Below are 22,689 nucleotides of genomic sequence, written 5' to 3'. Positions count from 1 at the left end.
ACGCTTGACCGTGCTCCCACCATTGCACACCACCGACGCCGCGATGTCAGCCCGCCGGGCCGCAGCGCCCCCGACATGTCCCGGCCGGGCCCCGCGCGGGGGCCCGGCCGGGATCAGGTCAGGACGGCTCGACAGTGGTGGCGACGGCGCCCTTGCGGGACGCCAGCACCTGGTCGATCAGGCCGTACTCGAGCGCCTGCGCCGCCGTGAGGATCTTGTCGCGCTCGATGTCCTGGCGGATCTGCTCCACCGGACGGCTCGTGTGGTGCGCGAGCGTCTCCTCGAGCCACTCGCGCATCCGGATCAGCTCGTTGGCGTGGATCTCGATGTCGGACGCCTGCGCGTAGCCACCGTTCTCCATCGCCGGCTGGTGGATCAGCACGCGGGCGTTCGGCAGCGCGAGGCGCTTGCCGGGCGTCCCCGCCGCGAGCAGCACGGCGGCGGCCGAGGCGGCCTGCCCCAGGCAGACCGTCATGATGTGCGGCTTGACGTACTGCATCGTGTCGTAGATCGCCGTCAGCGCGGTGAACGAGCCACCGGGCGAGTTGATGTACAGCGTGATGTCACGGTCCGGGTCGCTGCTCTCCAGCACCAGGAGCTGGGCCATCACGTCGTCAGCGGACGCGTCGTCCACCTGCACGCCGAGGAAGACGATGCGGTCCTCGAAGAGCTTGGTGTAGGGGTCCTGGCGCTTGAAGCCGTAGGCCGTGCGCTCCTCGAACTGGGGCAGCACGTAGCGGCTGCTCGGGGCCGCGGGCGCCGCGCCTCCGAAGCCGCTCAAACGCCCGGCGCGGGCCATGAACTGGGACTCGATGCTCACTGGGGTTCTCCTCGTGTCTCGCGGTGGTCGGTCGGCAGCCCGGTCAGGAGCTCTCCGTGCCGCCACCGCCCGTGACGGCGCCGGCTGTGGTGACGACGTGGTCGATGAAGCCGTACTCGAGCGCCTCGGTCGCGGTGAACCACCGGTCACGATCGGAGTCGGAGTTGATCTGCTCGGGCGTCTTGCCCGTCTGCTCGGCGGTGAGCTCCGCGAGCGTCTTCTTCATGTGCATGATCAGCTGCGCGTTGATGCGCACGTCCGTGGCCGTGCCGCTGATGCCGCCGGACGGCTGGTGCATCATCACGCGGGCGTGCGGCGTGGCGTAACGCTTGCCCTTGGCGCCCGACGAGAGCAGGAACTGCCCCATCGAGGCGGCCATGCCCATCGCGATGGTCGCGACGTCCGGGCCGATGTACTGCATGGTGTCGTAGATCGCCATGCCCGCGGTGATGGAGCCGCCGGGCGAGTTGATGTACAGCCAGATGTCCTTCTCAGGGTCCTCGGCTGCCAGCAGCATCATCTGGGCGCAGATGGCGTTCGCGTTCTCGTCGCGGACCTCCGTGCCGAGCCAGATGATGCGTTCACGCAGCAGCCGGTTGTAGATGCTGTCGTTGAGGCCGAGCCCCGCAGAGTCGGCCCGGGCGATCCCCGGCGTGTGGTCGTTCACGAAGGCTCCCTCGTCAGACTGTGTCGGCCGGACCCCGGATCACCCGGGTCCTGGCCCCTGCACGTGCTGCGACCCTAACGCGGCGCACCTGCCCCGAACGTCCCGCCGAGGCGTCTTTTCGCTGACGGCGCACACCGTCGCCCGGGCGCGGCGAAGGCCCCGCACCACGGGGGTGCGGGGCCTTCGCCGATTCAGCTGTGGATCAGGCCTTGGGCTCGTCCGTCGCCTCGGCCTCGTCGTCGAAGACGATGCCCTCGTCGTCGTCCGACACCGTCGCGGCGGCGGCCTCGACAGCGGCGTCGGCGGCGTCAGCCGCGGCGTCCTCCTCGTCCGATCCGATGAACTCGGACAGGTCGACCTCGGCGCCCGAGGCGTCCTTGACCGCCACCTGGCGCAGCGCGACCGCGAGCGCCTTGGAGCGCGCGACCTCACCGACCATCGCGGGGATCTGGCCCTGCTGGTCGACGGTCTGGACGAACGTGTTCGGGTCCATGCCGTACTGGCGCGAGGCGCTCACCAGGTAGTCGAGCAGCTCGCTCTGGCTGACCTTGATCTCGAGCTTCTCGGCCAGGGTGTCCAGCAGGATCTGGTTGCGCAGCGCGGTGGCGGCCTGCTCGGCGACCTCCGTGCGGTGCTCCTCGTCCTCCAGGCGGCCCTCGGACTCCAGGTGACGGGTGACCTCGGCCTCGATGACGCCGGCCGGGACCGGGACCTCGACGGCCGCGAGGAGCTGCTCGAGCAGCAGGTCACGGGCCTGCACGGCCTGGTTCGAGGCCTTGATGCGGGCGGCCTGCTCGCGCAGGTCCTCCTTGAGCTCGTCCAGCGTGTCGAACTCGCTCGCGAGCTGGGCGAAGTCGTCGTCGGCGTCGGGCAGCTCGCGCTGCTTGACCGTCGTGGCCGTGACGGTGACCTGCGCCGTCTCGCCCGCGCGCTCGCCACCGGCGAGCGCCGTCTCGAACGTCGTGGTCTCGCCAGCCGAGAGACCCGTCAGCGCCTCGTCGAGGCCCTCGAGCATGTTGCCCGAGCCGATCTGGTAGCTGATGCCGCTGACCGAGTCGACCTGCTCGTCGTTGATCTTCGCCTCGAGGTCCAGCACGACGAAGTCGCCCTCGGCCGCGGGGGTGTCGACGCCCACGAGGGTGCCGAAGCGCTCGCGCAGCGCGTCCAGGCGGCCCGTGACGTCCTCGTCGGTGACCTCGACGTCGTCGACGGACAGCGTGATGCCGTCCAGCTCGGGGACGGTGATCTCGGGGCGGACCTCGACCTCGGCCGTGAAGTGCAGCTCGCCCTCGGCGTCAGTGAGCTCGGGGACCTTCGTCACCTCGACCTCGGGCTGGCCCATCGGGCGCAGCTTGTTGTCCCGGACCGCCTCGGCGTAGAAGCCGGAGAGGCCCTCGTTGATGGCGTGCTCAAGCACGGCGCCACGACCCACGCGCTGGTCGATGATCCGCGGCGGGATCTTGCCCTTGCGGAAGCCCGGCACGTTCACCTGCTCGGCGATGTGCTTGTAGGCGTGGTCGATGCTCGGCTTGAGCTCGTCGTACGACACCTCGACGGTCAGCTTGACCTTGGTGGCGTCCAGGCTCTCGACGGCGCTCTTCACTTCAGTGGTCTCCAACTGCTCGGGGTGGTGCGCCGGAGTCTCCGGCCTGGTCGCGGGCGCGGGCCTCAAGGCGGTCAACGCGACTCGCAGGGCACGCGGCGGCGCGTGCGGGCAAGGAATCTGGACGCGCGCACCGGCCCATCGATCGTACGGCACCGCGCCGCCGTGCGGCCACGCGCTGCGACGACGCAGGTCACGCAGACGCCCCGGAGGAGGAGCCCATGGCGAGGAACTGGTCGGGATGGCGGGATTCGAACCCACGACCTTCCGCTCCCAAAGCGGACGCGCTACCAACCTGCGCCACATCCCGTGCGCCGCAGAGTCTAGTGCGCAGCGCCTGCTCAGCGCTGCGCCACGCGTCCCGGGCAACGTGCCTGCACGACCACCCTGTCGGAGCCGCTAACCTAGACCCGCAGTCCGGCCCAGCCGGCCGCGCGGGTGTAGCTCAATGGTAGAGCCCCAGTCTTCCAAACTGGCTACGCGAGTTCGATTCTCGTCACCCGCTCCACCCACCTCCATCCGACCGCAGCGCGGCGCAACAAATTGCACTCAGTGCATCGACGTGCATAACCTCGCGGCGTGACCCTCCCCGACGGCGACCGCCGTGTGGCGCTCAAGACGCGCCACCGCCAGGCGATCGTCGATGCGGCAGCGGCCCTCATGGACGAGCGGCACGGGACGGCGTTCACTGTCGACGAGCTCGCGCAGCGGGCTGGAGTGTCCCGCCGGACGGTGTTCAACCACTTCGCCTCCCTCGACGACGTCGTGGCCGAGGTGTGCGGCGACGTGCTCAGCTCGGTCGTCGACAGCCTCGTGGCAGCCCGCCCGAGCACCGGCTCCCCCCAGCCCGCCACCTCCATGGTCGACGAGATCGTCGAGGGCTTCCGCTCAGCAGACCTGGTCGGGCCCATGTCGTACCTGACCCGGGTGCTCGGCGACTGCGACCCGAAATCCGCACAGGGCAAGGGCCTGATGGCCCTGCGGGCGTTCACCGAGCTCAACGAGCGGATCAGGGCCGAGCAGCTGCGCCGCCGTCCCGACACCGACCCATTGGCGCTCGACCTCCTCGTCGGTGCGCTCACCAGCGGGGTCGGCGTCCTGCACCACCACTGGGCCGCGGCCACCGGGGCCGTCGACAGCCCTGAGTCGCGGCGGATCTGGTCCGAGCTGCTGGAACAGCTCATCGAGACCGTGCGCGCCGGCCACGGCGCTGGCGCACCACCCACGACCACGCCTGAATCCGGCGACGCACCGTCGCCGACCCTCTCCTGAAGGAACCTCATGGCTGAATTCCTGTACCGCGTCGGCGGCGCCTCAGCGCGGCACGCACGTCGAGTGATCGCGATCTGGTGCGCGATCCTCGTGCTCGCCGGCGTCGCGTTCGCGTTGTTCGGCGGCACGCTGGCCACCACGTTCTCCATTCCCCACACGCCGACCACCCAGGTCACGGACCGGCTCCAAGCCGAGATGCCCGGGGCGTCCGGCGGCACCGGCACGGTCGTCGTCCAGACCGAGGACGGCTCGGCGTTCACGGACGCCCAGCGGGCCGGCATCGGCGAGCTCATCACCGAGGCCGCGGACATCGACGGCGTGGTGACGGTCGTCGACCCGTTCGCCACCGAGGCGCAGCGCAGCGGCCAGGCGCAGCAGATCGCGGACGGCCAGGCCCAGATCGCGGGCGGGCGCGCGCAGATCGACGAGGCCAGGGGCACGATCGCCGCTGGCCAGGCGCAGCTCGACGCGGCACGCGAGCAGGCCGAGGCGGCAGGCGCGGGACCCGAGGCGCTGGCCGGCCTCGACGCGCAGCAGGCGATGATCGACCAGGGCCTGGCGGACCTCGAGGCCCAGAGCGCCGAGCTGGAGGCGCAGGGCGCCCAGCTCGAGGCGGGCGCGGCGCTGCTGGACATGGCGACCGAGATTCGCACCGTCTCCGAGGACGGCAGCGCCGCGGTGGTGACCGTCATGCTCGCCGAGACGCAGATGGACGTCCCGAAGGAGACCAAGGACGCCCTGATCGCGACCTTCACCGACGAGACCGTCGAGGGCGTCCAGGTGGACCTCTCCTCAGACCTCACGCAGGGCGCCCCGAAGATCCTCGGGGTGGGCGAGATCGCTGGCCTCCTGGTCGCGGCCGTCGTCCTGGTGGTCATGCTGGGCACGTTCCTCGGCGCGGGCCTGCCGCTGCTCACCGCGGTGATCGGGGTCGGGATCGGCGCCCTCGGTGCGATGTCGCTCTCGGGCGTCGTCGAGATGGCCTCCGTCACCCCGATCCTGGGGGTCATGCTCGGCCTGGCCGTCGGCATCGACTACGCGCTGTTCATCGTCAACCGGCACCGCCGCCAGCTCAAGGACGGCGATGCCCTCGACGAGTCCATCGCCCTCGCGAACGGGACCTCGGGCAACGCTGTCGTGTTCGCCGGCGCCACGGTGCTCATCGCGCTGCTCGCCCTGAACATCACCGGCATCCCCTTCCTCGGGCTGATGGGCACGGTGGGGGCCATGTGCGTCGCGATCGCCGTGCTCGTCGCGGTGACCCTGACGCCAGCGCTGCTGAAGCTGGCCGGGATGCGCATCCTCAGCCGCAAGGAGCGCGAGCGGCTCGCGGGCGCCGGGACGTCCGCGCCGGCCGCCGCGGCGACCCACCGCACCGCTCCCCCGCGCCCCATGTCCACCGGGCGCGCGATCGGCTCCGTCGTCGCGTGCATCGCAGGGCTGCTGCTCATCGCGATCCCCGCGCTCAGCCTGCGGATGAACCTGCCCGACGGCTCGTCGGAGGCACATGACTCGACCCAGTACCGGGCGTACACCGCGATCTCCGAGAAGTTCGGCGAGGGCCAGAACGGGACGCTGCTGGTGGTCGCCGACCTGCCCGGAACACCGACCGAGCAGGAGGCCGTCGCGGCGCAGCTCGAGATCGCCGAGGCGCTGTTCGCCTACGACGACGTCGCAGCGGTGGCGCCGATCGGCTCGTCGGAGGACCGGACTGTCGCGGCCTTCCAGGTCGTCCCGGTCGAGGGCCCGACGAGCGAGTCCACGGCGACGCTCGTGCACACGCTGCGTGACGCGTCCCCGCTCGACGGGACGTATGAGATCGGCGTGGCGGGATCGGCGAGCGGCAACATCGACATCTCCGACAAGCTGGCCGACGCGCTGCCGATCTACCTCGCCGTCGTGGTCGGGCTCTCGCTGATCATCTTGATCCTCGTGTTCAGGTCGATCTTCGTGCCGGTGATCGCCACCCTCGGTTTCATCCTGTCCTACTTCGCCGCGCTCGGCGGGGTCGTCGCGATCTACCAGTGGGGCTGGCTATCCAACCTGTTCGGCGTCGAGTCCCCCGGCCCGATCCTGAACTTCCTGCCCACGATCCTGGTCGGCATCCTCTTCGGCCTGGCCATGGACTACATGCTGTTCATCGGATCGGGCATGCGCGAGGCCTACGCCCACGGCGCTCCCGCCCGCCTCGCCGTGGTGCAGGGCGTCCGGGCCGGACGGGCTGTGGTCACCGCCGCCGCGGTCATCATGATCGCGGTGTTCGGCGGCTTCGTGTTCTCGGAGAGCGCCATGATCCGCCCCATCGGGTTCGCGCTCGCGTTCGGCGTGCTGGTCGACGCGTTCATCGTCCGCATGACGCTGGTGCCGGCGCTCATGCACCTCGCAGGGGACAAGGCCTGGTGGCTGCCCGCATGGCTCGACCGGGTCATGCCGGACGTCGACGTCGAGGGCGCGTCACTCGAGCGCCGACACCCGCACCACGAGGTCCTCGTCACGGAGAGCGCCATCGGCGCCCGCGACTGACCGTTCGCAGCGCCGGACCGCACCGTGCCGCCTTCCTCGTCGGGGAGGGCGGCACGGTGCGTGGTGGGCGCAGAGGCCGTCCTTGCCCCGGCTCGCCGCCCGGGGTTCACGTGCCTAGCCTGAGAGCACCGTGGACAGGGGGCTTGCCGTGGCCGCAGACGAGGGCGTCGCGATCGATCCAGCACTGGTGGACCTGTACAAGGACCTCCACCGCCATCCAGAACTCGGGTTCCAAGAGCATCGGACTGCGGGGATCGTCGCGGACCGACTCGGCGGCCTGGGCTTCGAGGTCACCACTGGCGTCGGCCAGACGGGCGTGGTCGGCGTGCTGAGGAACGGCCCGGGGCCGGTCGCGCTGCTGCGGGCCGACATGGACGCCCTGCCGGTCAAGGAGGACACCGGGCTCGACTATGCGAGCACGGTGACGGCCACCGACCAGGACGGCAAGACCGTGCCCGTCGACCACGCGTGCGGCCACGACCTGCACACCACATGCCTGCTGGGCGCCGCCGAGGTGCTGGCCCACGACACCGCGAGCTGGTCCGGCACGCTGCTGCTCGTGTTCCAGCCCGCCGAGGAGCTGGGCGCCGGCGCCCAGGCGATGGTCGACGACGGGCTCTACGAGAAGTTCCCGAAGCCCGATGTGGTGCTCGGCCAGCATGTGGCGCCGTTCCCCGCCGGCAAGATCGCCGCGCACCCCGGCCCGGCATACGCGGGCTCGGACTCGCTGCGGGTGCGCCTGGTCGGCAAGGGCGCGCACGGCTCGATGCCGCAGGCGTCGATCGACCCCATCGTCATGGCCGCCGCCACGGTGCTCCGCCTGCAGACGGTCATCTCGCGGGAGATCCCGAGCACGGCGACAGCGGTGCTCACCGTCGGCTCGGTGCACGCCGGCGACGCGGCGAACGTCATCCCGGGCGAGGCCGAGCTGCAACTGAACATCCGGAGCTACGACACCGATGTCAGGCAGCACATCCTCGACAGCGTCGACCGCATCGTGCGGGGCGAGGCCGCGACGGCGGGGGCACCGCAGGAGCCGACGATCACCGAGATCGAGCGGTTCCCCGTGGTGGTGAACGACCCCGTGGCGCTGAAGAAGACCCTCGACGCGTTCGCGGCATGGCTGGGCGCGGACAAGGTCATGGACCCCGGCGCCGGGGCCGGCAGCGAGGACGTCGGCATCTTCGCGACGGCCGCAGGCGCGCCCCTGTCCTACTGGCTGCTGGGCGGCACCGACCCCTCGCTGTTCACCACCGGGGACATGAGCGACCCGGCGCTGCGAACCGTGCCCTCCAACCATTCCCCGCATTACGCGCCCGTCATCGAGCCGACGCTGACGATCGGCGTGAGCGCGCTCGTCCTCGCGGCACGGACCTGGCTGCCACCCGCGTGAGCGCCGTCGCTCCCCCGGCGAGCCCGTCCGGATTCTGAGATCTAGTCTGAATCGGACACGGAGCCGCCCGTGGGGGGCGACTCGCCGAGCGAGGAGGAGCACCGTGCCGAGCAACAGAGCAGTTGCCTACAAGGGGCCGGGTGTCGTCGAGGTCATCGACACCGACTACCCCGATTTCGAGCTGCACGACGGGCCAGGGGTGAACCCGGCCAACATCGGGAGGAAGGTCGAGCACGGCGCGATCCTCAAGACCGTCGCGACCAACATCTGCGGATCCGACCAGCACATGGTGCGCGGGCGCACCACCGCGCCGCCGGACCTGGTGCTGGGCCATGAGATCACCGGCGAGGTGGTCGAGGTGGGCTCGGACGTCGAGTTCATCAAGGTCGGCGACCTGGTGTCGGTGCCGTTCAACATCTCGTGCGGGCGATGTCGCAACTGCAAGGAGCGCAAGACCGGCGTCTGCCTGAACGTGAACCCGGACCGACCGGGCAGCGCGTACGGGTACGTCGACATGGGCGGCTGGGTCGGCGGGCAGGCCGAGTACGTGCTGGTGCCCTACGCGGATTGGAACCTGCTGAGGTTCCCGGACAAGGACCAGGCGATGGAGAAGATCCTCGACCTGGCGATGCTGTCGGACATCTTCCCCACCGGCTTCCACGGGGCGGTGACGGCAGGCGTCGGTGTCGGGTCGACCGTCTACGTCGCAGGCGCCGGGCCCGTCGGGCTCGCCGCGGCGACGAGCGCCCTGCTGCTGGGCGCCGCGGCGGTGATCGTCGGCGACATGAACGCCGACCGGCTCGCCCAGGCCCGCAGCTTCGGCTGCGAGACGGTGGACCTCACCCAAGGGGACCCCGCCGACCAGATCGAGCAGATCCTCGGCGTCCCCGAGGTCGACTGCGCCGTCGACGCCGTCGGCTTCGAGGCGAAGGGGCACGGGTCCGACTCGGGCCACGAGGCCCCGGCGACGGTCCTCAACTCGCTGATGGACATCACCGCCGCCGGCGGCGCGCTCGGCATCCCCGGGCTCTACGTCACCGGCGACCCGGGCGGCATCGACGAGGCCGCGCAGAAGGGCTCCCTGTCACTGAGCCTCGGCACCGGGTGGGCCAAGTCGCTGTCCTTCACCACCGGGCAGTGCCCCGTCATGAAGTACAACCGGGGCCTGATGATGGCGATCCTCGGCGACCGCGTGCACATCGCGGACAACGTCAACGCGGTCCCGATCTCGCTCGACGAGGCGCCGACGGGGTACGCGGAGTTCGACGCCGGGGCTGCCCGCAAGTACGTGCTCAACCCGAACGGGTACCTCGCCGCAGCGTGAGCAACGTGGTGCGGAGGGGTTGTCGATGCCGAGCGCCCCTCCGCACGCTCCACGTGACGCGCCGCAGGGCGCGTACGGGTGCGCTGCGGGCTCCCGCGAGCCCGACAAACCCGACCCCACGAGTATTCTCGAACCGCCCACAGCCGAACGAGTCGGCTGCTAGTTTCCGTCTCACCGTGAACGACGCAAAGCTGCGCCGACCTCGGGGCCGGGGGCTCGACGAACCTGCTGGCGAGTTCGGATGCGCGCGGCGACGTCGCGCGGGCTCGCAGGGGGAATCGCGTGGGCGCACTGGTCGGTGGTTTCGGCATTCCTGAATCGTGGCGACGGGTGGTTCCTGCTGCGGCAATCCCCGTTTCCTTAGCGCTCCTCTTCACGCTCGTCACCATCCCACCAGCGCAAGCCACGCCTGTTGCCACACCCGAGGTCGATGAGTCACAAACCCCGGAGGCGCCCGCTGTCGCTGACGAGCCCCTCACCGCGGCCGACGCGGTGAGCGCGGCAGCGATTGCCAGGCTCACTAACGAGCCCGTGGAAATCCTCGCCGAGCGCACCGAGTTCGGCTCCGTGCTAGCACTGCCCAACGGCTCCCTGGCTGCGGGGCAGGGTTCAGGTCCGGTGTGGGTTCGACAGGGCGGTGACGGAACCGCCGTCGAGGACTGGGCTGCCGTCGACCTGACCTTGGAGTTCAGCGAGGACGGATTGGTGCGGCCCGTTGCGCAGAGCGCCGACCTGGTGCTGTCCGGAGGCAGCGCGACCGATGGAACCTCCCCTAGTAGCGACACCGCCACTAAACCGGTGGGGCCTAAATAAGGCCCCGGATCCTAATCAGGTCGTCGCAGGTGGAAATTTCTCAGTGACCCCTCCGACCGTCGGCCGTCACGCGCTCCAGGTGCAGGCAGTCGACCGGGCCGGCAACGTCTCAGGAATCGTCAAGTACGCATTCAACGTAGGTGTCGGGGGGACTCCTAACCCCTGAGGACGGAGCCCGCGTCGTCAATCGAGCACGGCTCTCAGTCACTGCCAGACCTCAGTTCACGCACGCGCGATTCGAGTGGCGGCGCGGACCAGACTCCGGCACATTCTCAGTAGTGCCATCTGCCGAGTTGACGACGTCACAGGGGACCTCCTGGACCCAGGCCGCACCTTCGGCCTGGGGCATCATTCCTTTGACTTCCGCTGGATACACAGTGTGGAACGTAGGCGAGGGCGCCGCAGGAGGAGTAGGCCCCGTCCAGGTACGCGCTGTCGTTGCGCTCGATTCTGCCGGCAATGGCGCGCAGGCCACAGGGTGGGTCACCCTGACGGTCGATCCAAACGCAACCGGCGCGGCCACCGCAGATGTCGGGCCAGGCAACGTGAACCTGCTCACCGGCGACCACAACCTGGCTGTCACCGACCCGGAGGAGTTCGGACTCGCGGTCGTCCGCAGCGCGTCATCTCGCAACACGGACTCCGGGTACCAGCTTCAGATCGACAAATTGTCACAGGAGCAACGTGAGGCCACTGCGATCAAAGAACTGAACGGTTCGGCCGTGGTCACCGTCGACACCACCCGGTTCCACACCGGCACAACCTCATACAAGATCGCACCAAATGGCCAGGCAGACTCCTATACAGGATTCGGGAACGATGCGGGCGCGCTCCGACTCGGAATGCTCCCTGGGAGGGCCTATCGCATATCCGCCTGGATATATGTCCCGGCAGCGACTGGGCTGCAGCCGGAGAACCCTCGGGGCCTGAGCCTCGCAGTGTTCACCCGAATCGGCTCGGGCGCCTACAGCGAACCGATAAGCACGGGGGCAATTACCCAACGCCCGACTCTGACCAACGCGTGGCAGCAGATTAGCGTCGACGTGACGATCCCGTCCGGAGCGACAGAGGCCTTTGTGCGAATGTACAACGGATTCTCGTCAGCAAGCAAACCGGTGTACTTCGACGACCTATCGGTCCGCGAACTGTGGTCTCCTTTCGGAAAAGAATGGTCGACGGGCAACGATTCAGGAAGACTCCACCCTCCCGTCCGATGTCACCCGATACGTTGCCGGCGTCGAAGGCGACCTCGCAATCACAACCACCCTCACAGGTGGCCGCACGCTCAATCTCGTCGATCTTCACGGGGACGTCACAGCCACCCTTCCGATCGCAGACGGGGCCACCAATGCGACATGGCAGGAGCTGTCCTTCACATCGTTCGACGAATTCGGCGTACCGCAACAGATGTCCGGAGCAGGGTCCACCACCGGGCCGCCCGCACGGTATGGATGGCTCGGAGCAGCACAACGCTCAGCCGAGGCCCTCGGTGGCGTGATCCTCATGGGCGTACGCCTCTACTCCGCACCCCTCGGCCGGTTCCTCTCCGTCGACCCCGTCGCGGGCGGCTCGGCCTCCGCCTACGACTACTGCAACGCCGACCCCGTCAACTGCACCGACCTCGCCGGGACGTTCTCTTGGAAGGGCGCACTCAAGACGCTCGCCGTCGTGGGCGAAGTCGCCTCAATGATCCCCGGACCCATCGGGGCCGCGGCAGCGGGGGTGTCCGCCGTCGCATACGCAGCAGTAGGTGACAAGAAGAAGGCACTGATGATGGCGGCCACCGTCGCCTTGGCTCTTGTCGGCGCCGGAGCTGTAGTCGCAGTGGGTGCCAAGATTGCCGGGCGCGTGGCTCGAGGCGGTCAACTAGCCCGGAACCAAGCGGCAACCACTCGCGTCCTGCGGACGGCGACCATCAAACGGTTCAAAAGTGGCGCAGGTTTCACGAGATCCTCCGACAGGCTCGCACGATCGGCGGCGGTGGGCAAGGCGTGTCCAACCTGCGGTAAAGTGATGACACAAGCCCGTAGCGTCCCGAGGGGCGGTCGCAAAGATATGCAACAGGTCGAGCTTGACCACATAGTTCCGCGCTCGAAAGACGGCAATAATTCCCCTTGGAATAGACAGGCCAAGTGCGCGCGATGCAACAACATCAAGGGAAACAGAATATGAGAACGAGACGCCGGCGCCCTCGTGGAGAAGACACTGTCACGACCAGCAGGGAAGTGCTCGATGGCGCCCCAGTCACCGTGGTAGTCGCTTGGGACTCCGGTTGGATGCTCATCTCCGCGAGCGAGGAATCTACTTCTGAGCCTATCGCCGTCCATTTTCATACCCTCTCAGATGCTGACCCAAGCCTGCACTCGCTCTCCCTTCGTGAAGGTCAATACGCGGTGCGGGGAACAGATCTGTCAAATTGGGTAATCCACGGCCCTCTCTCGTTCGATGAGATTGATACCGCGCTCGAGAGCGGCGAGGTCGTCGACGAGGTAATCGCGCTATCAAGAACGTCCGATTGAGCATGTCACGAGCACTTTGACCGCGACCGAAGCATCGCCAAACTCCGACCGGCTGCAAATCGATGCCGGACTACCCGGGCAGGGAGCGATGGTGCATACCATCCGAGTCACAAGGACGCGCTGATGATTCTCCTTCGTTCCGATCCCAGGCCAGAAAGACCCTCCTGAACATTTTCGTTCAGGAGGCCAAGAATTAAATAGTCCCGACACGATCTGACCCGACGAGAGGATGGAACTTTCGACTTTTATAGATCCTCAATTTCTCCAGTTGTTTGGGAGGTGGTCCCCGAGATAGAGGGGCGCGGAATCGTCTTGACATCGATCGAGGAGCCGGACCAGTGGGAGACTCCTCGATTCACTCTCTCCTTCGCCCAGCGGTGGGTGCACGAAGCCCAGGCGAGATCGCAGGCTTTTTGATCGGACGTGCGACCCAGCCGACGTGATCGTCTCGCCCGGTGGAACCAGCATCCCTCGGATACCCGGCTCGCGTCACATCGTCATAGTGCAGACCCAACAGATGTCGTGGGGCCTAGGCTCGCTGCAGCGGCGCTCGACGTTCGAGTCGAAGAAGTGGGTCAACGACGCCTGGGCATCGGACATCACCAAGGTCTCCCACCACAGCTCCGACTCGGACGAACCCTCATGGATCCAGGACGAAGATTGCGAAAGAGCACTTGCAGCGGCCTCACTGGTGCTCAGCGCCCTGGCACCTGCGACAGTGGGTGACATCGGATGGCGGCTGGTGGGCCAACGGGCCCCAATGGCACCTGAGCTACAGGGCCTACTAAATGACATGATTGGCACTATCGACGCAATCACCAGCATTCGAGAATGGAGACACCATTGGTCGGGGCAGCATCTTCTCCCATTTGCCACGATGGAGTTGGAGTGGATGCTCCGCGTTGCTCGAAGCCTCGGTTAGCCTCCGCCCGGCCGTGGAACCAATGGAGGCAGTCTTCGGCGATTCGCTGAACAGCGCTCGATTCTCGATATCACGTCGCGCTCGAAACAAGCACGTGCGTCGAGGCAGCCTGGAGCATGCGCGCTGTTTCGAGAGGGTCCCTTACCCAGGGCATGTCGACAAGGCCATCGCCCGCGGGTCAGACTCATGCCGCCGGACATCGACCCGAGTACTGGGCACTAGTCCGCGAGCTGCCCTCCGTGATGAAGTTGCTGTCATGACATTTCTGAACTCGGGCGACCGCGTGCTGCTGACCGGCGACTCGATCACCGACTGGGGCCGTGACCGCTCCGACGCGTCGAGCCTGGGCACGGGGTACGCGATGGTGGTGGCGTCGCTCGCCGGGGCCCGTCGCCCGGATCTGGGGCTCACGTTCCTCAACCGGGGCGTCGGCGGAGACACCTCCACGATGCTGCGCGACAGGTGGCAGCGGGACGGGCTCGATCTGGAGCCCACTGTCGTGTCGATCCTCATCGGCATCAACGACACCTGGCGGCGATTCGAGGGCGGCGGCGCGCCCACATCTACCGACGAGTACGAGGACGCGCTCCGGTCGATCCTCGACTCGACGCGGGAGGCCCTGGGCGCGCGGATCGTGCTCATCGAGCCGTTCCTCACGCCGGTGAAGCCCGAGCAGCACGCCTGGCGCTCCGATCTGGACCCGCGCATCGCGGTGGTGCGACGCATGGCGGCCGAGTACCGGGCGACGCTCGTGCCGGCGGACGGGCTGTTCGCGGCGGCCGCGGTGCGCACCTCGCCCGAGCAGTGGTGCTTCGACGGCGTGCACCCGACGGCGGCCGGGCACGGGCTGCTCGCGCAGGCGTGGCTCGACGCGGTGGGCGTTCGCTGACCAGGGCGCCGTTCCGCTCGGCTGGTGAACAACCCGCTATCGATGAGCGCACAGGACGCCGCAGCGCAGGACAGCATGATTATCGGCCAGGTGATCGCGGCGTCAGTCCAGCTTTTGCGCTGCTGCCTGCGACTTGACGCCTGGACGCTCATGGGGCCGCACCGGGCCATACCACCGTCCCGACCTCGAAACCCTCACCGACGAGGCCGGTACGCCTGTACGTTTTGACAATGCGATTCCAGGGCGACCACGCCGCCGTGGGAGCATCCGGGCGAAGGCTTCGAAGATGCTGGCCAGCCCCTCAGCGCGCGACCATCGATGCGCGCGTTCGAAGAAGGGAGCCACGATGAGATATGTAAATCTCTCACCCATTGACCACGAGCACACGATAGAAATCGACACTCCGCTCGGTCGCATTGATCTGCACAACGACGCGGACCTCACGCAGTTCACATTCACCAACGCCAAACTCAGGCTTGAGTTCACACAGGCAGCCTGCCCCGAGCGCTTTGCTTTAGTGTTCTCAGTGTCGCGCATACTTGAAATGCAAGCGGAGGCCGACCCCACATTGGAAGAATTCCGACTCCTCATGAACGTCTGGATCCGGGACCTGGACGCCGAGGTCCCGCTGATCGAGATCGACTTTGGGTTCCTTGCGATCTGGCTCGAATGCTCGGAGATCGAGTTTGTGGCGCTCCCTTCATAGGACCGGACACATCAGCGTCCACGCCTATGGGAGCGACCATGCGAAGGTCACTCGACACCGAGGTCAACGCCATTCGTGGACGCGGAGGAAAGTCTGATGGATTACGAGGAAATTCCGAGAGGGGTAAACGCCTACACGTCGGCGATGTTCCGTAGGGCAGGACGGTGGAGGAAATCGTCCCCCTCGTCATTGGGGTACGGCGATTCAAGAGGTGGGGCCAAGATCGAGGGTGGACTTCGCAGCGTGCTCTCGCTCAGGGAACTGGCGGTCGGGCGGCGCGCGGATCGTGCTCGTCGAACCCTTCCTCACGCCGGTCAGGCCCGAGCAGCATGCCTGGAGCCCCGACCTGGACCCGCGCATCGCGGTGGTGCGACACCTCGCTGCCGAGCACGGAGTGACGCTCGCGCCAGCAGACGGGCTGCTCGCGCAGGCCTGGCTCGACGCGGTGGGCGTGCGCTGACCAGGGCGCCGTTCCGCTCTGGGTGGACGACCTTTGCGCACGTCAACGCGACGGGATAGCGTCATAGGCATCTGCGACCGCCAACCTGGAAGAGGGTGAGCACGATGCGCACGCGCACGCACGCCACCTCCTCCTGTCCGGCCGTCAGCGACGCGACGCAGTGTTCTCACACGCGGTGCTGTCCCACGCACTGCTGTCGATAGAGCGCTGGCCGCTCCGCCTCTGACGGCGGAGGCCCGACGCCGGGCATCTGTCCCCGCGCCAGCGCTCGCCCCACCTCGCACCATCGCCGCGCGCGATCGCGTCCGGCGCTCCCCTGGCCGCCCCGGCGGTCCCGTTCAGACGAGGACGACATGGCCCGCATCTACGACGACGCGACGAAGCTCATCGGCAACACCCCGCTCGTGCGCATCAACCGGCTGACCGAGGGGCTCGGCGCGACGGTCGTCGCGAAGCTCGAGTTCTACAACCCGGCCAACTCCGTGAAGGACCGCCTGGGCGTCGCGATCGTCGACGCCGCCGAGGCGTCGGGCGAGCTGCCCCCGGGCGGCACCATCGTGGAGGCCACGAGCGGCAACACCGGCATCGCGCTGGCGATGGTCGGCGCGGCGCGCGGCTACGACGTGGTGCTGACCATGCCGGAGACGATGTCGAAGGAGCGCCGCGCCCTGCTGCGCGCGTTCGGCGCCGAGCTGGTGCTGACCCCCGGCTCGGAGGGCATGAAGGGCGCCGTCAACAAGGCCGAGGAGATCGCGAAGGAGCGTCCGGGCTCGGTGCTCGCGCGCCAGTTCGCGAACGAGGCCAACCCGGAGATCCACCGCCGCACCACCGCCGAGGAGATCTGGGCGGACACGGACGGCGAGGTCGACATCGTCGTCGCCGGCATTGGCACGGGCGGCACCATCACGGGTGTCGGCCAGGTGCTCAAGGAGCGCAAGCCGAGCGTGCAGATCGTCGGCGTGGAGCCGGCCGAGTCGGCCATCCTCAACGGCGGCGCCCCCGGCCCGCACAAGATCCAGGGCATCGGGGCGAACTTCATCCCCGAGGTGCTGGACCAGAAGATCTACGACGAGATCATCGACGTGAACGCGGAGACGGCCGTCGAGGTCGCGCGCCGCGCCGCGAAGGAGGAGGGGCTGCTCGTCGGCATCTCGTCCGGCGCCGCGCTCGACGCCGCGATCCAGCTCGCGGGCCGCCCGGAGAACGCGGGCAAGCTCATCGTGGTGATCATCCCGTCCTTCGGCGAGCGCTACCTGACGTCGATCCTCTACGCGGACCTGCTGGACTGACGTGCCCTTCTCCATGCTGAGCAGGTTCGTGCGCGTGCTGCGCGACGACCTCGAGGCAGCGCGCCGCCGTGACCCGGCGGCGCGCTCGAACCTCGAGGTCTCGCTCGGCTACCCCGGCGTCCATGCCGTGTGGGCGTACCGGGTGTTCCACAGGATGTGGCGCGAGCCTGGCCTGCGGCTGCCCGCGCGTCTACTGTCGCAGGCGACGCGGGCCGCCACCGGCATCGAGATCCACCCCGGGGCGCAGATCGGCCACCGGCTGTTCATCGACCACGGCATGGGCGTGGTCATCGGCGAGACCTCCGTGGTGGGCGACGACGTGGTGCTGTTCCACGGCGCGACGCTGGGCGGCAAGGCCATGCGCAAGGGCAAGCGACACCCGACCCTCGGCGACGGCGTGGTGGTCGGCGCGGGGGCCAAGATCTTGGGGCCGGTGTGGATCGGCGACGGCGCGCAGATCGGCGCGAACGCCGTGGTGCTCGACGACGTGCCCCCGGGCGCGGTCGCCGTCGGCGTCCCGGCGCAGGTGCGCACACGGCCGGTGGCCTCGCCCTCCGCGCATGAGGTCGACGCTCCCGCGATCTACATCTGAGCGGCGCGTCTAGGCGCGCCACTTGTTCTAGTTGTGCGCTAACAACTAGAGTGCACTCATGCTCTTCCGCGTCGACCCGTCGTCCCCGGAACCTCTCTTCGCCCAGATCGGCGACCAGGTCCGGGCTGGCATCGTGCGCGGCGAGCTCACCCCGGGCATGCGCCTGCCCTCTGCGCGCGACCTCGCCGCCTCGCTCGACATCAACCTGCACACGGTGCTCCGCGCCTACCAGGACCTGCGCGACGAGGGCGCGATCGAGCTGCGGCGCGGCCGCGGCGCCGTCGTCAGCGCCCACCCGGCGCAGGACTACCGGCCCCTGCACGAGGCCATCGAGACCGTCGTGAGGATCTCCCGCGAGCTCAGCCTCTCCCCCGAGACCACCACAGCACTGCTCCGAGAGGCCCTGCGATGAGCGCCCCCCACGCCCCCAACATGCCCACCGCCGAGGCGGGCGCGCGGCCTCCCGTGCCGCACAAGGCCCTGACCTCTGCCGTCGCGCTACTGGTCCCCGCGCTCGTGCTCGCGGCCACCGCCATCGTCGCGATGTCCTGGGCGACCGAGCTGCCCGATCCGGTGGCCTCCCACTTCGGGAGCGACGGGCCCGATGGCTTCAGCTCGCTGGCATCCTTCGTCTGGACGGGCGTGGGGATCGGCGCGTCCCTGGCGGTGCTCGGATGGTTCATCGCCGCCGTGCTCGGCCGCGCGGCCGCGGCACGCCGCACAGGGGTCGGCACCGCCGTCGGCGGCGCCCTCTTCCTCGCGATCTCGGTGTTGGGGACGCTCGACGCGCAACGCGGGCTCGCCGACGCCGCCCAGACGGGCGACATCAACGGGGTCGTGCTGCTCTGCCTCGTCGTCGGCGCAGTCGGCGGCGCACTGGCCGCCCTGCTCATCCCAGGCGACCGGCCCCAGCCCACCACGGACCCGGTGCCCTCGACAGCCGCACGGGTGCCGCTGGCGCCCCAGGAGCGCGCGACGTGGGTCCAACGGGTCACCGGCCGCTCGATGATCGCCGTCGCGGGGACGCTGGTAGTCGTGGCGGTGATCACCGCGAGGGTCGCAGACAGCCCTGTGGCGTTGGCGCCGCTCGCCGTGGTGCTGATCGTCCTGCTGGCGCATGTGCAGTTCACCGTGACGGTGGACAGCCGCGGGCTGCGGGTGCGCTCACTGCTGGGCTTCCCCCGGCTGACCGTCCCGGCGGACGAGGTGCTGCACGCCGAGGAGGTGTCAGTGTCACTGCTGCGGGAGTTCGGCGGCTGGGGCTACCGGGTCGGCGCGAGCGGCCGGGTCGGCATCGTGGTGCGCCAGGGCGCGGCGCTGCAGGTGACGCGCACCGGCGGGCGGGTCTACGTGGTCACCGTCGACGACGCTGCCACGGGCGCCGCCCTGCTGAACACCCTCACCGCGCGCACGCGCTGACATCGGCTGGCCGTCTAGCGGACAGACGGCCGCCCACCGTGCAGGATGGGGTCTCTCGACGACGAGATGAGGCTTGGCGATGCGACTCGGCTATCACACCGGCTACTGGTCCGCGGGCCCCCCGCCCGGCGCGCAGGAGGCGGTGATCGCCGCTGACCGGCTCGGGCTGGACTCGGTGTGGACGGCTGAGGCCTACGGCTCGGACGCGTTCACGCCGCTCGCCTGGTGGGGTTCGCACACGTCGCAGATCCGTCTGGGCACGGCGATCGCGCAGCTCTCCGCCCGCACCCCGACCGCCGCCGCGATGGCCGCCCTCACGCTCGACCACCTCTCCGGCGGGCGGTTCGCCCTCGGCCTCGGGGCGTCCGGCCCGCAGGTGGTGGAGGGCTGGTACGGCCAGCCGTATCCGCGCCCACTGGCCCGCACGCGCGAGTACGTCGCCATCGTGCGCGACGTCCTGGCCCGCGAGGCGCCCGTCACGCATGACGGCGACTTCTACCAGCTCCCCTATGTGGGCGGCGCCGGGCTGGGCAAGGCGCTGCGCTCCACGGTGCACCCATTGCGCGCCGACCTGCCGATCCTGCTGGCCGCGGAGGGCCCCAAGAACATCGCCCTCGCCGCGGAGATCTGTGACGGCTGGCTGCCGATGTTCTACTCCCCGCGGATGGACGCCACGTACCGCGAGCTGCTCGCGGACGGCTTCGCCAAACGACCCGCCGGGGCCAGCGCCGTCGAGGCCTTCGAGGTGACGGCCACCGTCCCCGTGGTGCTCGGCGAGAACGTGGAGAAGGCGGCCGACACCGTGCGGCCGTTCATCGCGCTGTACGCGGGCGGCATGGGGGCGAAGGGCGCCAACTTCCACCGCGACGTGCTGGACCGCCTCGGGTACGGCGAGGCCTGCGACGAGATCCAGGCGCACTACCTGGAGGGCCGGCGCGCGGAGGCCGCGGCGGCGGTGCCGCTCGAGCTGGTGCAGGACATCGCGCTCGTGGGGCCGCCGGAGGCGATCCGCGCGCAGCTGCCCGCATGGAAGGACACCGCGATCACGACGATGCTCGTGCAGACCGACCCGAGGATGCTGCCGGCGATCGCCGACCTGCTCGCCTGAGTCCCTCGGCCGCCGCGGGCGCCTGCTGTGCGGTGCGCCCGCGGCGGAGCCATGCCCGGGCGCCCGACTGTCGAGACGACTCGTTGCCTCACCACCCTCTGACCGCTACTCTCATCCCGTTCCCACCAGGTGAACACCGCGTCTCAGAGTATGGACGCACCTCACGAGCGGAGAGGCAGGCCGGCCGATGTCGCACCCGATGCCCGTCTCCCGCCACCGCCAGAGCCGCTGTCGGCCCCGCCGCTGCTGTTGTTGTCCGCAGCCGCACCGCCCCCGCGTCTGACGCCTCGACGCGCACCACGACCCCGGTCCCCCGCCGGGCTCGCGTGGGCCGGTGCACGACCTCGCCCGCAGCTGTGCGCGGCACCCGGCCCCGGTGAACCCGCCTGAGCCGACAGTGCCCGCCTGACCCCCCAGGACGGCCATGGCCATCACGACCACCAGCACGCGCTCGGCGCTCGACGTCGCCCTGAGCGGGGTGCGCCGCACCTTCACCACACCGACGGGCCCCCGCACCGTCCTCTCCGGCGTCGACCTGCGGCTGCGCGCCGGGGAGATCGTCGCGATCCTCGGGCCCTCGGGCTGCGGCAAGTCGACGCTCCTGCGCCAGGTGTCCGGCCTGGACACGCCCGACGCCGGCCAGATCCTCATCGACGGCGCCCCGGTCACCGGCATCGACCGGCGCACCGCCGTCGCCTTCCAGGAGCCGCGGCTGCTCCCTTGGCAGACCCTCAGCCAGAACGTCGCGCTCGGGCTCCCCCGCGGGACGCCGAAGCCAGAGGGCCGCCAGCGCGTGGCCGAGCTGCTCGAGCTGGTCGGCCTGACCGCGTCGGCCGGGCTGCGACCGCGCCAGGTGTCCGGCGGGATGGCGCAGCGCGCGTCGCTGGCCCGGGCCCTTGCCCGCAACCCCGGCGTGCTGCTGCTCGACGAGCCCTTCGGCGCCCTCGACGCGCTGACCCGCCTGAAGATGCAGGACCTGCTGCTCGACGTGCACGCCGCCGAGCCCACCACCGTGCTGCTGGTGACGCATGACGTGGAGGAGGCGCTCTACCTCGCCGACCGCGTGATCCTGCTGACCACCCTCGCCGCCGAGCACGCCGCGGACAGCTCGATCCAGTCCGTCATCGACGTCCCGGGCGCACGCCCCCGCGACCGCGCCGACGCGGCCCTCGCCGCGCTGCGCGCGAGCCTGCTCGAGGGACTCGGCGTCGACACCCACCACCGGCCCCAGCCGGACCCTGATCAGCCGTAAGGTCGTCGGCAGCGTCAGAGGTGTAGAAGAGGCAGCCCGGGAGAGACCATGCAGATCCGTACCGCCCTGTCGCTGACAGCGACGACGCTCGCCGCCGCCCTGCTGCTCAGCGGGTGCGTGAGCGGAGAGGGTGGCGTCACCGACAAGGCCCCCGAGCCCGACGCCACCGAGGTCGCCGCCGAGGGCTGGAGCGCCGACACGCTCACGCTCGACTTCGCGACGTACAACCCGCTGAGCCTGGTCATCAAGGACCAGGGCTGGCTCGAGGCCACGCTCGGCGACGACGTCACGGTCAACTGGGTGCAGTCGGCAGGCTCGAACAAGGCCAACGAGGCGCTCCGCGCGGGCGCCATCGACGTGGGCTCCACGGCCGGATCGGCCGCGCTGCTCGCCCGCTCGAACGGCTCGCCGATCGTCGCCATCGACATCTACTCCCAGCCGGAGTGGGCCGCGATCGTCGTCCCGCAGGGCTCGGACATCACGTCGGTGGCCGATCTCAAGGGCAAGTCCGTGGCCGCCACCAAGGGCACCGACCCGTACTTCTTCCTGCTGCAGGCGCTCGAGGAGGCCGGCGTCGGCCTCGACGAGGTCGAGGTGCAGAACCTGCAGCACGCCGACGGCAAGGCCGCGCTCGAGTCCGGCGCCGTCGCCGCGTGGTCGGGGCTCGACCCGCTGATGGCGGCCAGCGAGGCCACCGCCGGCTCGAAGCTCGTCTACCGGAACATCGACTTCAACACCTACGGGTTCCTCAACGCCACGGAGACCTTCCTGGAGAAGAGCCCCGACCTGGCCCAGCTCGTGGTGGACGCCTATGAGAAGGCGCGCGCCTGGGCCCAGGAGAACCCCGATGAGGTCGTCGCGATCCTCGCCGAGGTCGCGGGCATCGACCCGGCCGTCGCGAAGACGGTCATCACCGAGCGCACCAACCTCGCGGTCGACCCGGCCCCCGGCGAGGCGCAGCGCAAGGTGCTCGAGATCGTCGGCCCGATCTTCGTCGAGTCCGGCGACGTCGCCAGCCAGCAGCTCATCGATGACGCCCTGGCGAAGCTGCTCGACGACACGTACGTGAAGAAGGCCGACCCCGCGAACGTCACGGGCTGACGCACCACAGCCCCTGG

Annotated in this window: 19 protein-coding genes and 2 tRNA genes; 17 read left to right on the top strand and 4 right to left on the bottom strand. The window is 69.4% G+C overall.

What is annotated here, in order from left to right:
* Positions 1 to 118 precede the first annotated feature (118 nt).
* From BN3788_RS00890 to BN3788_RS00875, 4 genes are all read right to left on the bottom strand, one after another.
* On the bottom strand, positions 119 to 820 hold the full coding sequence (locus tag BN3788_RS00890; protein WP_066581890.1) for an ATP-dependent Clp protease proteolytic subunit: 702 nt from the start codon (positions 818 to 820) through the stop codon (positions 119 to 121).
* Between the two features lie 43 nt (positions 821 to 863).
* Entirely contained in the window at positions 864 to 1,487 is a 624-nt protein-coding gene (locus BN3788_RS00885; protein ID WP_066581887.1) for an ATP-dependent Clp protease proteolytic subunit, read from the bottom strand.
* Positions 1,488 to 1,689: 202 nt separating this feature from the next.
* Positions 1,690 to 3,090 (bottom strand): trigger factor, encoded by a 1,401-nt coding sequence (tig, locus tag BN3788_RS00880; RefSeq protein WP_066581885.1) that lies wholly within the window; start codon positions 3,088 to 3,090, stop codon positions 1,690 to 1,692.
* Between the two features lie 233 nt (positions 3,091 to 3,323).
* Positions 3,324 to 3,400, bottom strand: a tRNA-Pro gene (locus BN3788_RS00875).
* Between the two features lie 124 nt (positions 3,401 to 3,524).
* Here BN3788_RS00875 and BN3788_RS00870 point away from each other — a divergent pair.
* The 17 genes from BN3788_RS00870 (at position 3,525) to BN3788_RS00790 (ending at position 22,672) form a co-directional block, all read left to right on the top strand.
* A tRNA-Gly gene (locus tag BN3788_RS00870) sits at positions 3,525 to 3,598 on the top strand.
* 71 nt (positions 3,599 to 3,669) lie between these two features.
* Positions 3,670 to 4,362 (top strand): TetR/AcrR family transcriptional regulator, encoded by a 693-nt coding sequence (locus tag BN3788_RS00865; RefSeq protein WP_234346412.1) that lies wholly within the window; start codon positions 3,670 to 3,672, stop codon positions 4,360 to 4,362.
* A 9-nt stretch (positions 4,363 to 4,371) separates the two neighbouring features.
* Positions 4,372 to 6,885 (top strand): MMPL family transporter, encoded by a 2,514-nt coding sequence (locus BN3788_RS00860; RefSeq protein WP_066581883.1) that lies wholly within the window; start codon positions 4,372 to 4,374, stop codon positions 6,883 to 6,885.
* 148 nt (positions 6,886 to 7,033) lie between these two features.
* Positions 7,034 to 8,278 carry an amidohydrolase gene (locus tag BN3788_RS00855; protein ID WP_108723747.1) on the top strand — a complete coding sequence of 415 codons (1,245 nt, stop codon included), beginning with the start codon at positions 7,034 to 7,036 and terminating at the stop codon, positions 8,276 to 8,278.
* A gap of 103 nt (positions 8,279 to 8,381) precedes the next feature.
* On the top strand, positions 8,382 to 9,602 hold the full coding sequence (gene fdhA, locus BN3788_RS00850; protein WP_066581880.1) for a formaldehyde dehydrogenase, glutathione-independent: 1,221 nt from the start codon (positions 8,382 to 8,384) through the stop codon (positions 9,600 to 9,602).
* 282 nt (positions 9,603 to 9,884) lie between these two features.
* Entirely contained in the window at positions 9,885 to 10,415 is a 531-nt protein-coding gene (locus tag BN3788_RS19170) for a hypothetical protein (RefSeq protein WP_147525025.1), read from the top strand.
* 1,407 nt (positions 10,416 to 11,822) lie between these two features.
* Entirely contained in the window at positions 11,823 to 12,587 is a 765-nt protein-coding gene (locus BN3788_RS18430; RefSeq protein ID WP_082812464.1) for an RHS repeat-associated core domain-containing protein, read from the top strand.
* Between the two features lie 1,525 nt (positions 12,588 to 14,112).
* The gene (locus BN3788_RS00835; RefSeq protein ID WP_066581874.1) at positions 14,113 to 14,745 is read left to right on the top strand and encodes an SGNH/GDSL hydrolase family protein; all 633 of its coding nucleotides are present in this window, start codon (positions 14,113 to 14,115) and stop codon (positions 14,743 to 14,745) included.
* Between the two features lie 286 nt (positions 14,746 to 15,031).
* The gene (locus tag BN3788_RS00830) at positions 15,032 to 15,451 is read left to right on the top strand and encodes a hypothetical protein (protein ID WP_147525024.1); all 420 of its coding nucleotides are present in this window, start codon (positions 15,032 to 15,034) and stop codon (positions 15,449 to 15,451) included.
* A 286-nt stretch (positions 15,452 to 15,737) separates the two neighbouring features.
* A complete protein-coding gene (locus BN3788_RS18865; RefSeq protein WP_234346410.1) occupies positions 15,738 to 15,911 on the top strand; it encodes a hypothetical protein in 174 nt (57 codons plus the stop codon).
* A gap of 353 nt (positions 15,912 to 16,264) precedes the next feature.
* A complete protein-coding gene (gene cysK / locus BN3788_RS00820; RefSeq protein ID WP_066581869.1) occupies positions 16,265 to 17,200 on the top strand; it encodes a cysteine synthase A in 936 nt (311 codons plus the stop codon).
* Positions 17,201 to 17,213: 13 nt separating this feature from the next.
* Entirely contained in the window at positions 17,214 to 17,792 is a 579-nt protein-coding gene (epsC, locus tag BN3788_RS00815; protein WP_066582189.1) for a serine O-acetyltransferase EpsC, read from the top strand.
* Positions 17,793 to 17,850: 58 nt separating this feature from the next.
* Positions 17,851 to 18,204, top strand: coding sequence for a GntR family transcriptional regulator (locus BN3788_RS00810; protein ID WP_066581867.1), 354 nt, complete (start codon positions 17,851 to 17,853; stop codon positions 18,202 to 18,204).
* Positions 18,201 to 19,211 carry a DUF1648 domain-containing protein gene (locus BN3788_RS00805; RefSeq protein ID WP_147525023.1) on the top strand — a complete coding sequence of 337 codons (1,011 nt, stop codon included), beginning with the start codon at positions 18,201 to 18,203 and terminating at the stop codon, positions 19,209 to 19,211. Before BN3788_RS00810 ends, BN3788_RS00805 begins: the two co-directional genes overlap by 4 nt.
* A gap of 79 nt (positions 19,212 to 19,290) precedes the next feature.
* A complete protein-coding gene (locus tag BN3788_RS00800; RefSeq protein ID WP_066581863.1) occupies positions 19,291 to 20,319 on the top strand; it encodes an LLM class F420-dependent oxidoreductase in 1,029 nt (342 codons plus the stop codon).
* Between the two features lie 424 nt (positions 20,320 to 20,743).
* A complete protein-coding gene (locus BN3788_RS00795; RefSeq protein WP_066581862.1) occupies positions 20,744 to 21,571 on the top strand; it encodes an ABC transporter ATP-binding protein in 828 nt (275 codons plus the stop codon).
* Between the two features lie 48 nt (positions 21,572 to 21,619).
* Positions 21,620 to 22,672, top strand: a complete 1,053-nt coding sequence (locus BN3788_RS00790) for an aliphatic sulfonate ABC transporter substrate-binding protein (RefSeq protein WP_066581857.1) — start codon at positions 21,620 to 21,622, stop codon at positions 22,670 to 22,672.
* Positions 22,673 to 22,689: the final 17 nt, after the last annotated feature.

Source organism: Cellulomonas timonensis, from assembly GCF_900046455.1.
Lineage (GTDB): Bacteria > Actinomycetota > Actinomycetes > Actinomycetales > Cellulomonadaceae > Cellulomonas_A > Cellulomonas_A timonensis.
The sequence above is the reverse complement of the archived record's forward strand: the minus strand, read 5'-3'. Positions and strand labels throughout refer to the sequence as shown.

Excerpts from the sequence above, each read along its gene's own strand:
- BN3788_RS00795 (WP_066581862.1), top strand. The coding sequence starts at position 20,744 with ATGGCCATCACGACCACCAGCACGCGCTCGGCGCTCGACGTCGCCCTG.
- BN3788_RS00805 (WP_147525023.1), top strand. The coding sequence starts at position 18,201 with ATGAGCGCCCCCCACGCCCCCAACATGCCCACCGCCGAGGCGGGCGCG.
- BN3788_RS00810 (WP_066581867.1), top strand. The coding sequence starts at position 17,851 with ATGCTCTTCCGCGTCGACCCGTCGTCCCCGGAACCTCTCTTCGCCCAG.
- BN3788_RS00860 (WP_066581883.1), top strand. The coding sequence starts at position 4,372 with ATGGCTGAATTCCTGTACCGCGTCGGCGGCGCCTCAGCGCGGCACGCA.
- BN3788_RS00835 (WP_066581874.1), top strand. The coding sequence starts at position 14,113 with ATGACATTTCTGAACTCGGGCGACCGCGTGCTGCTGACCGGCGACTCG.
- BN3788_RS00790 (WP_066581857.1), top strand. The coding sequence starts at position 21,620 with ATGCAGATCCGTACCGCCCTGTCGCTGACAGCGACGACGCTCGCCGCC.
- epsC (WP_066582189.1), top strand. The coding sequence starts at position 17,214 with ATGCTGAGCAGGTTCGTGCGCGTGCTGCGCGACGACCTCGAGGCAGCG.
- cysK (WP_066581869.1), top strand. The coding sequence starts at position 16,265 with ATGGCCCGCATCTACGACGACGCGACGAAGCTCATCGGCAACACCCCG.
- BN3788_RS00830 (WP_147525024.1), top strand. The coding sequence starts at position 15,032 with ATGCTGGCCAGCCCCTCAGCGCGCGACCATCGATGCGCGCGTTCGAAG.
- BN3788_RS18430 (WP_082812464.1), top strand. The coding sequence starts at position 11,823 with ATGTCCGGAGCAGGGTCCACCACCGGGCCGCCCGCACGGTATGGATGG.
- BN3788_RS00800 (WP_066581863.1), top strand. The coding sequence starts at position 19,291 with ATGCGACTCGGCTATCACACCGGCTACTGGTCCGCGGGCCCCCCGCCC.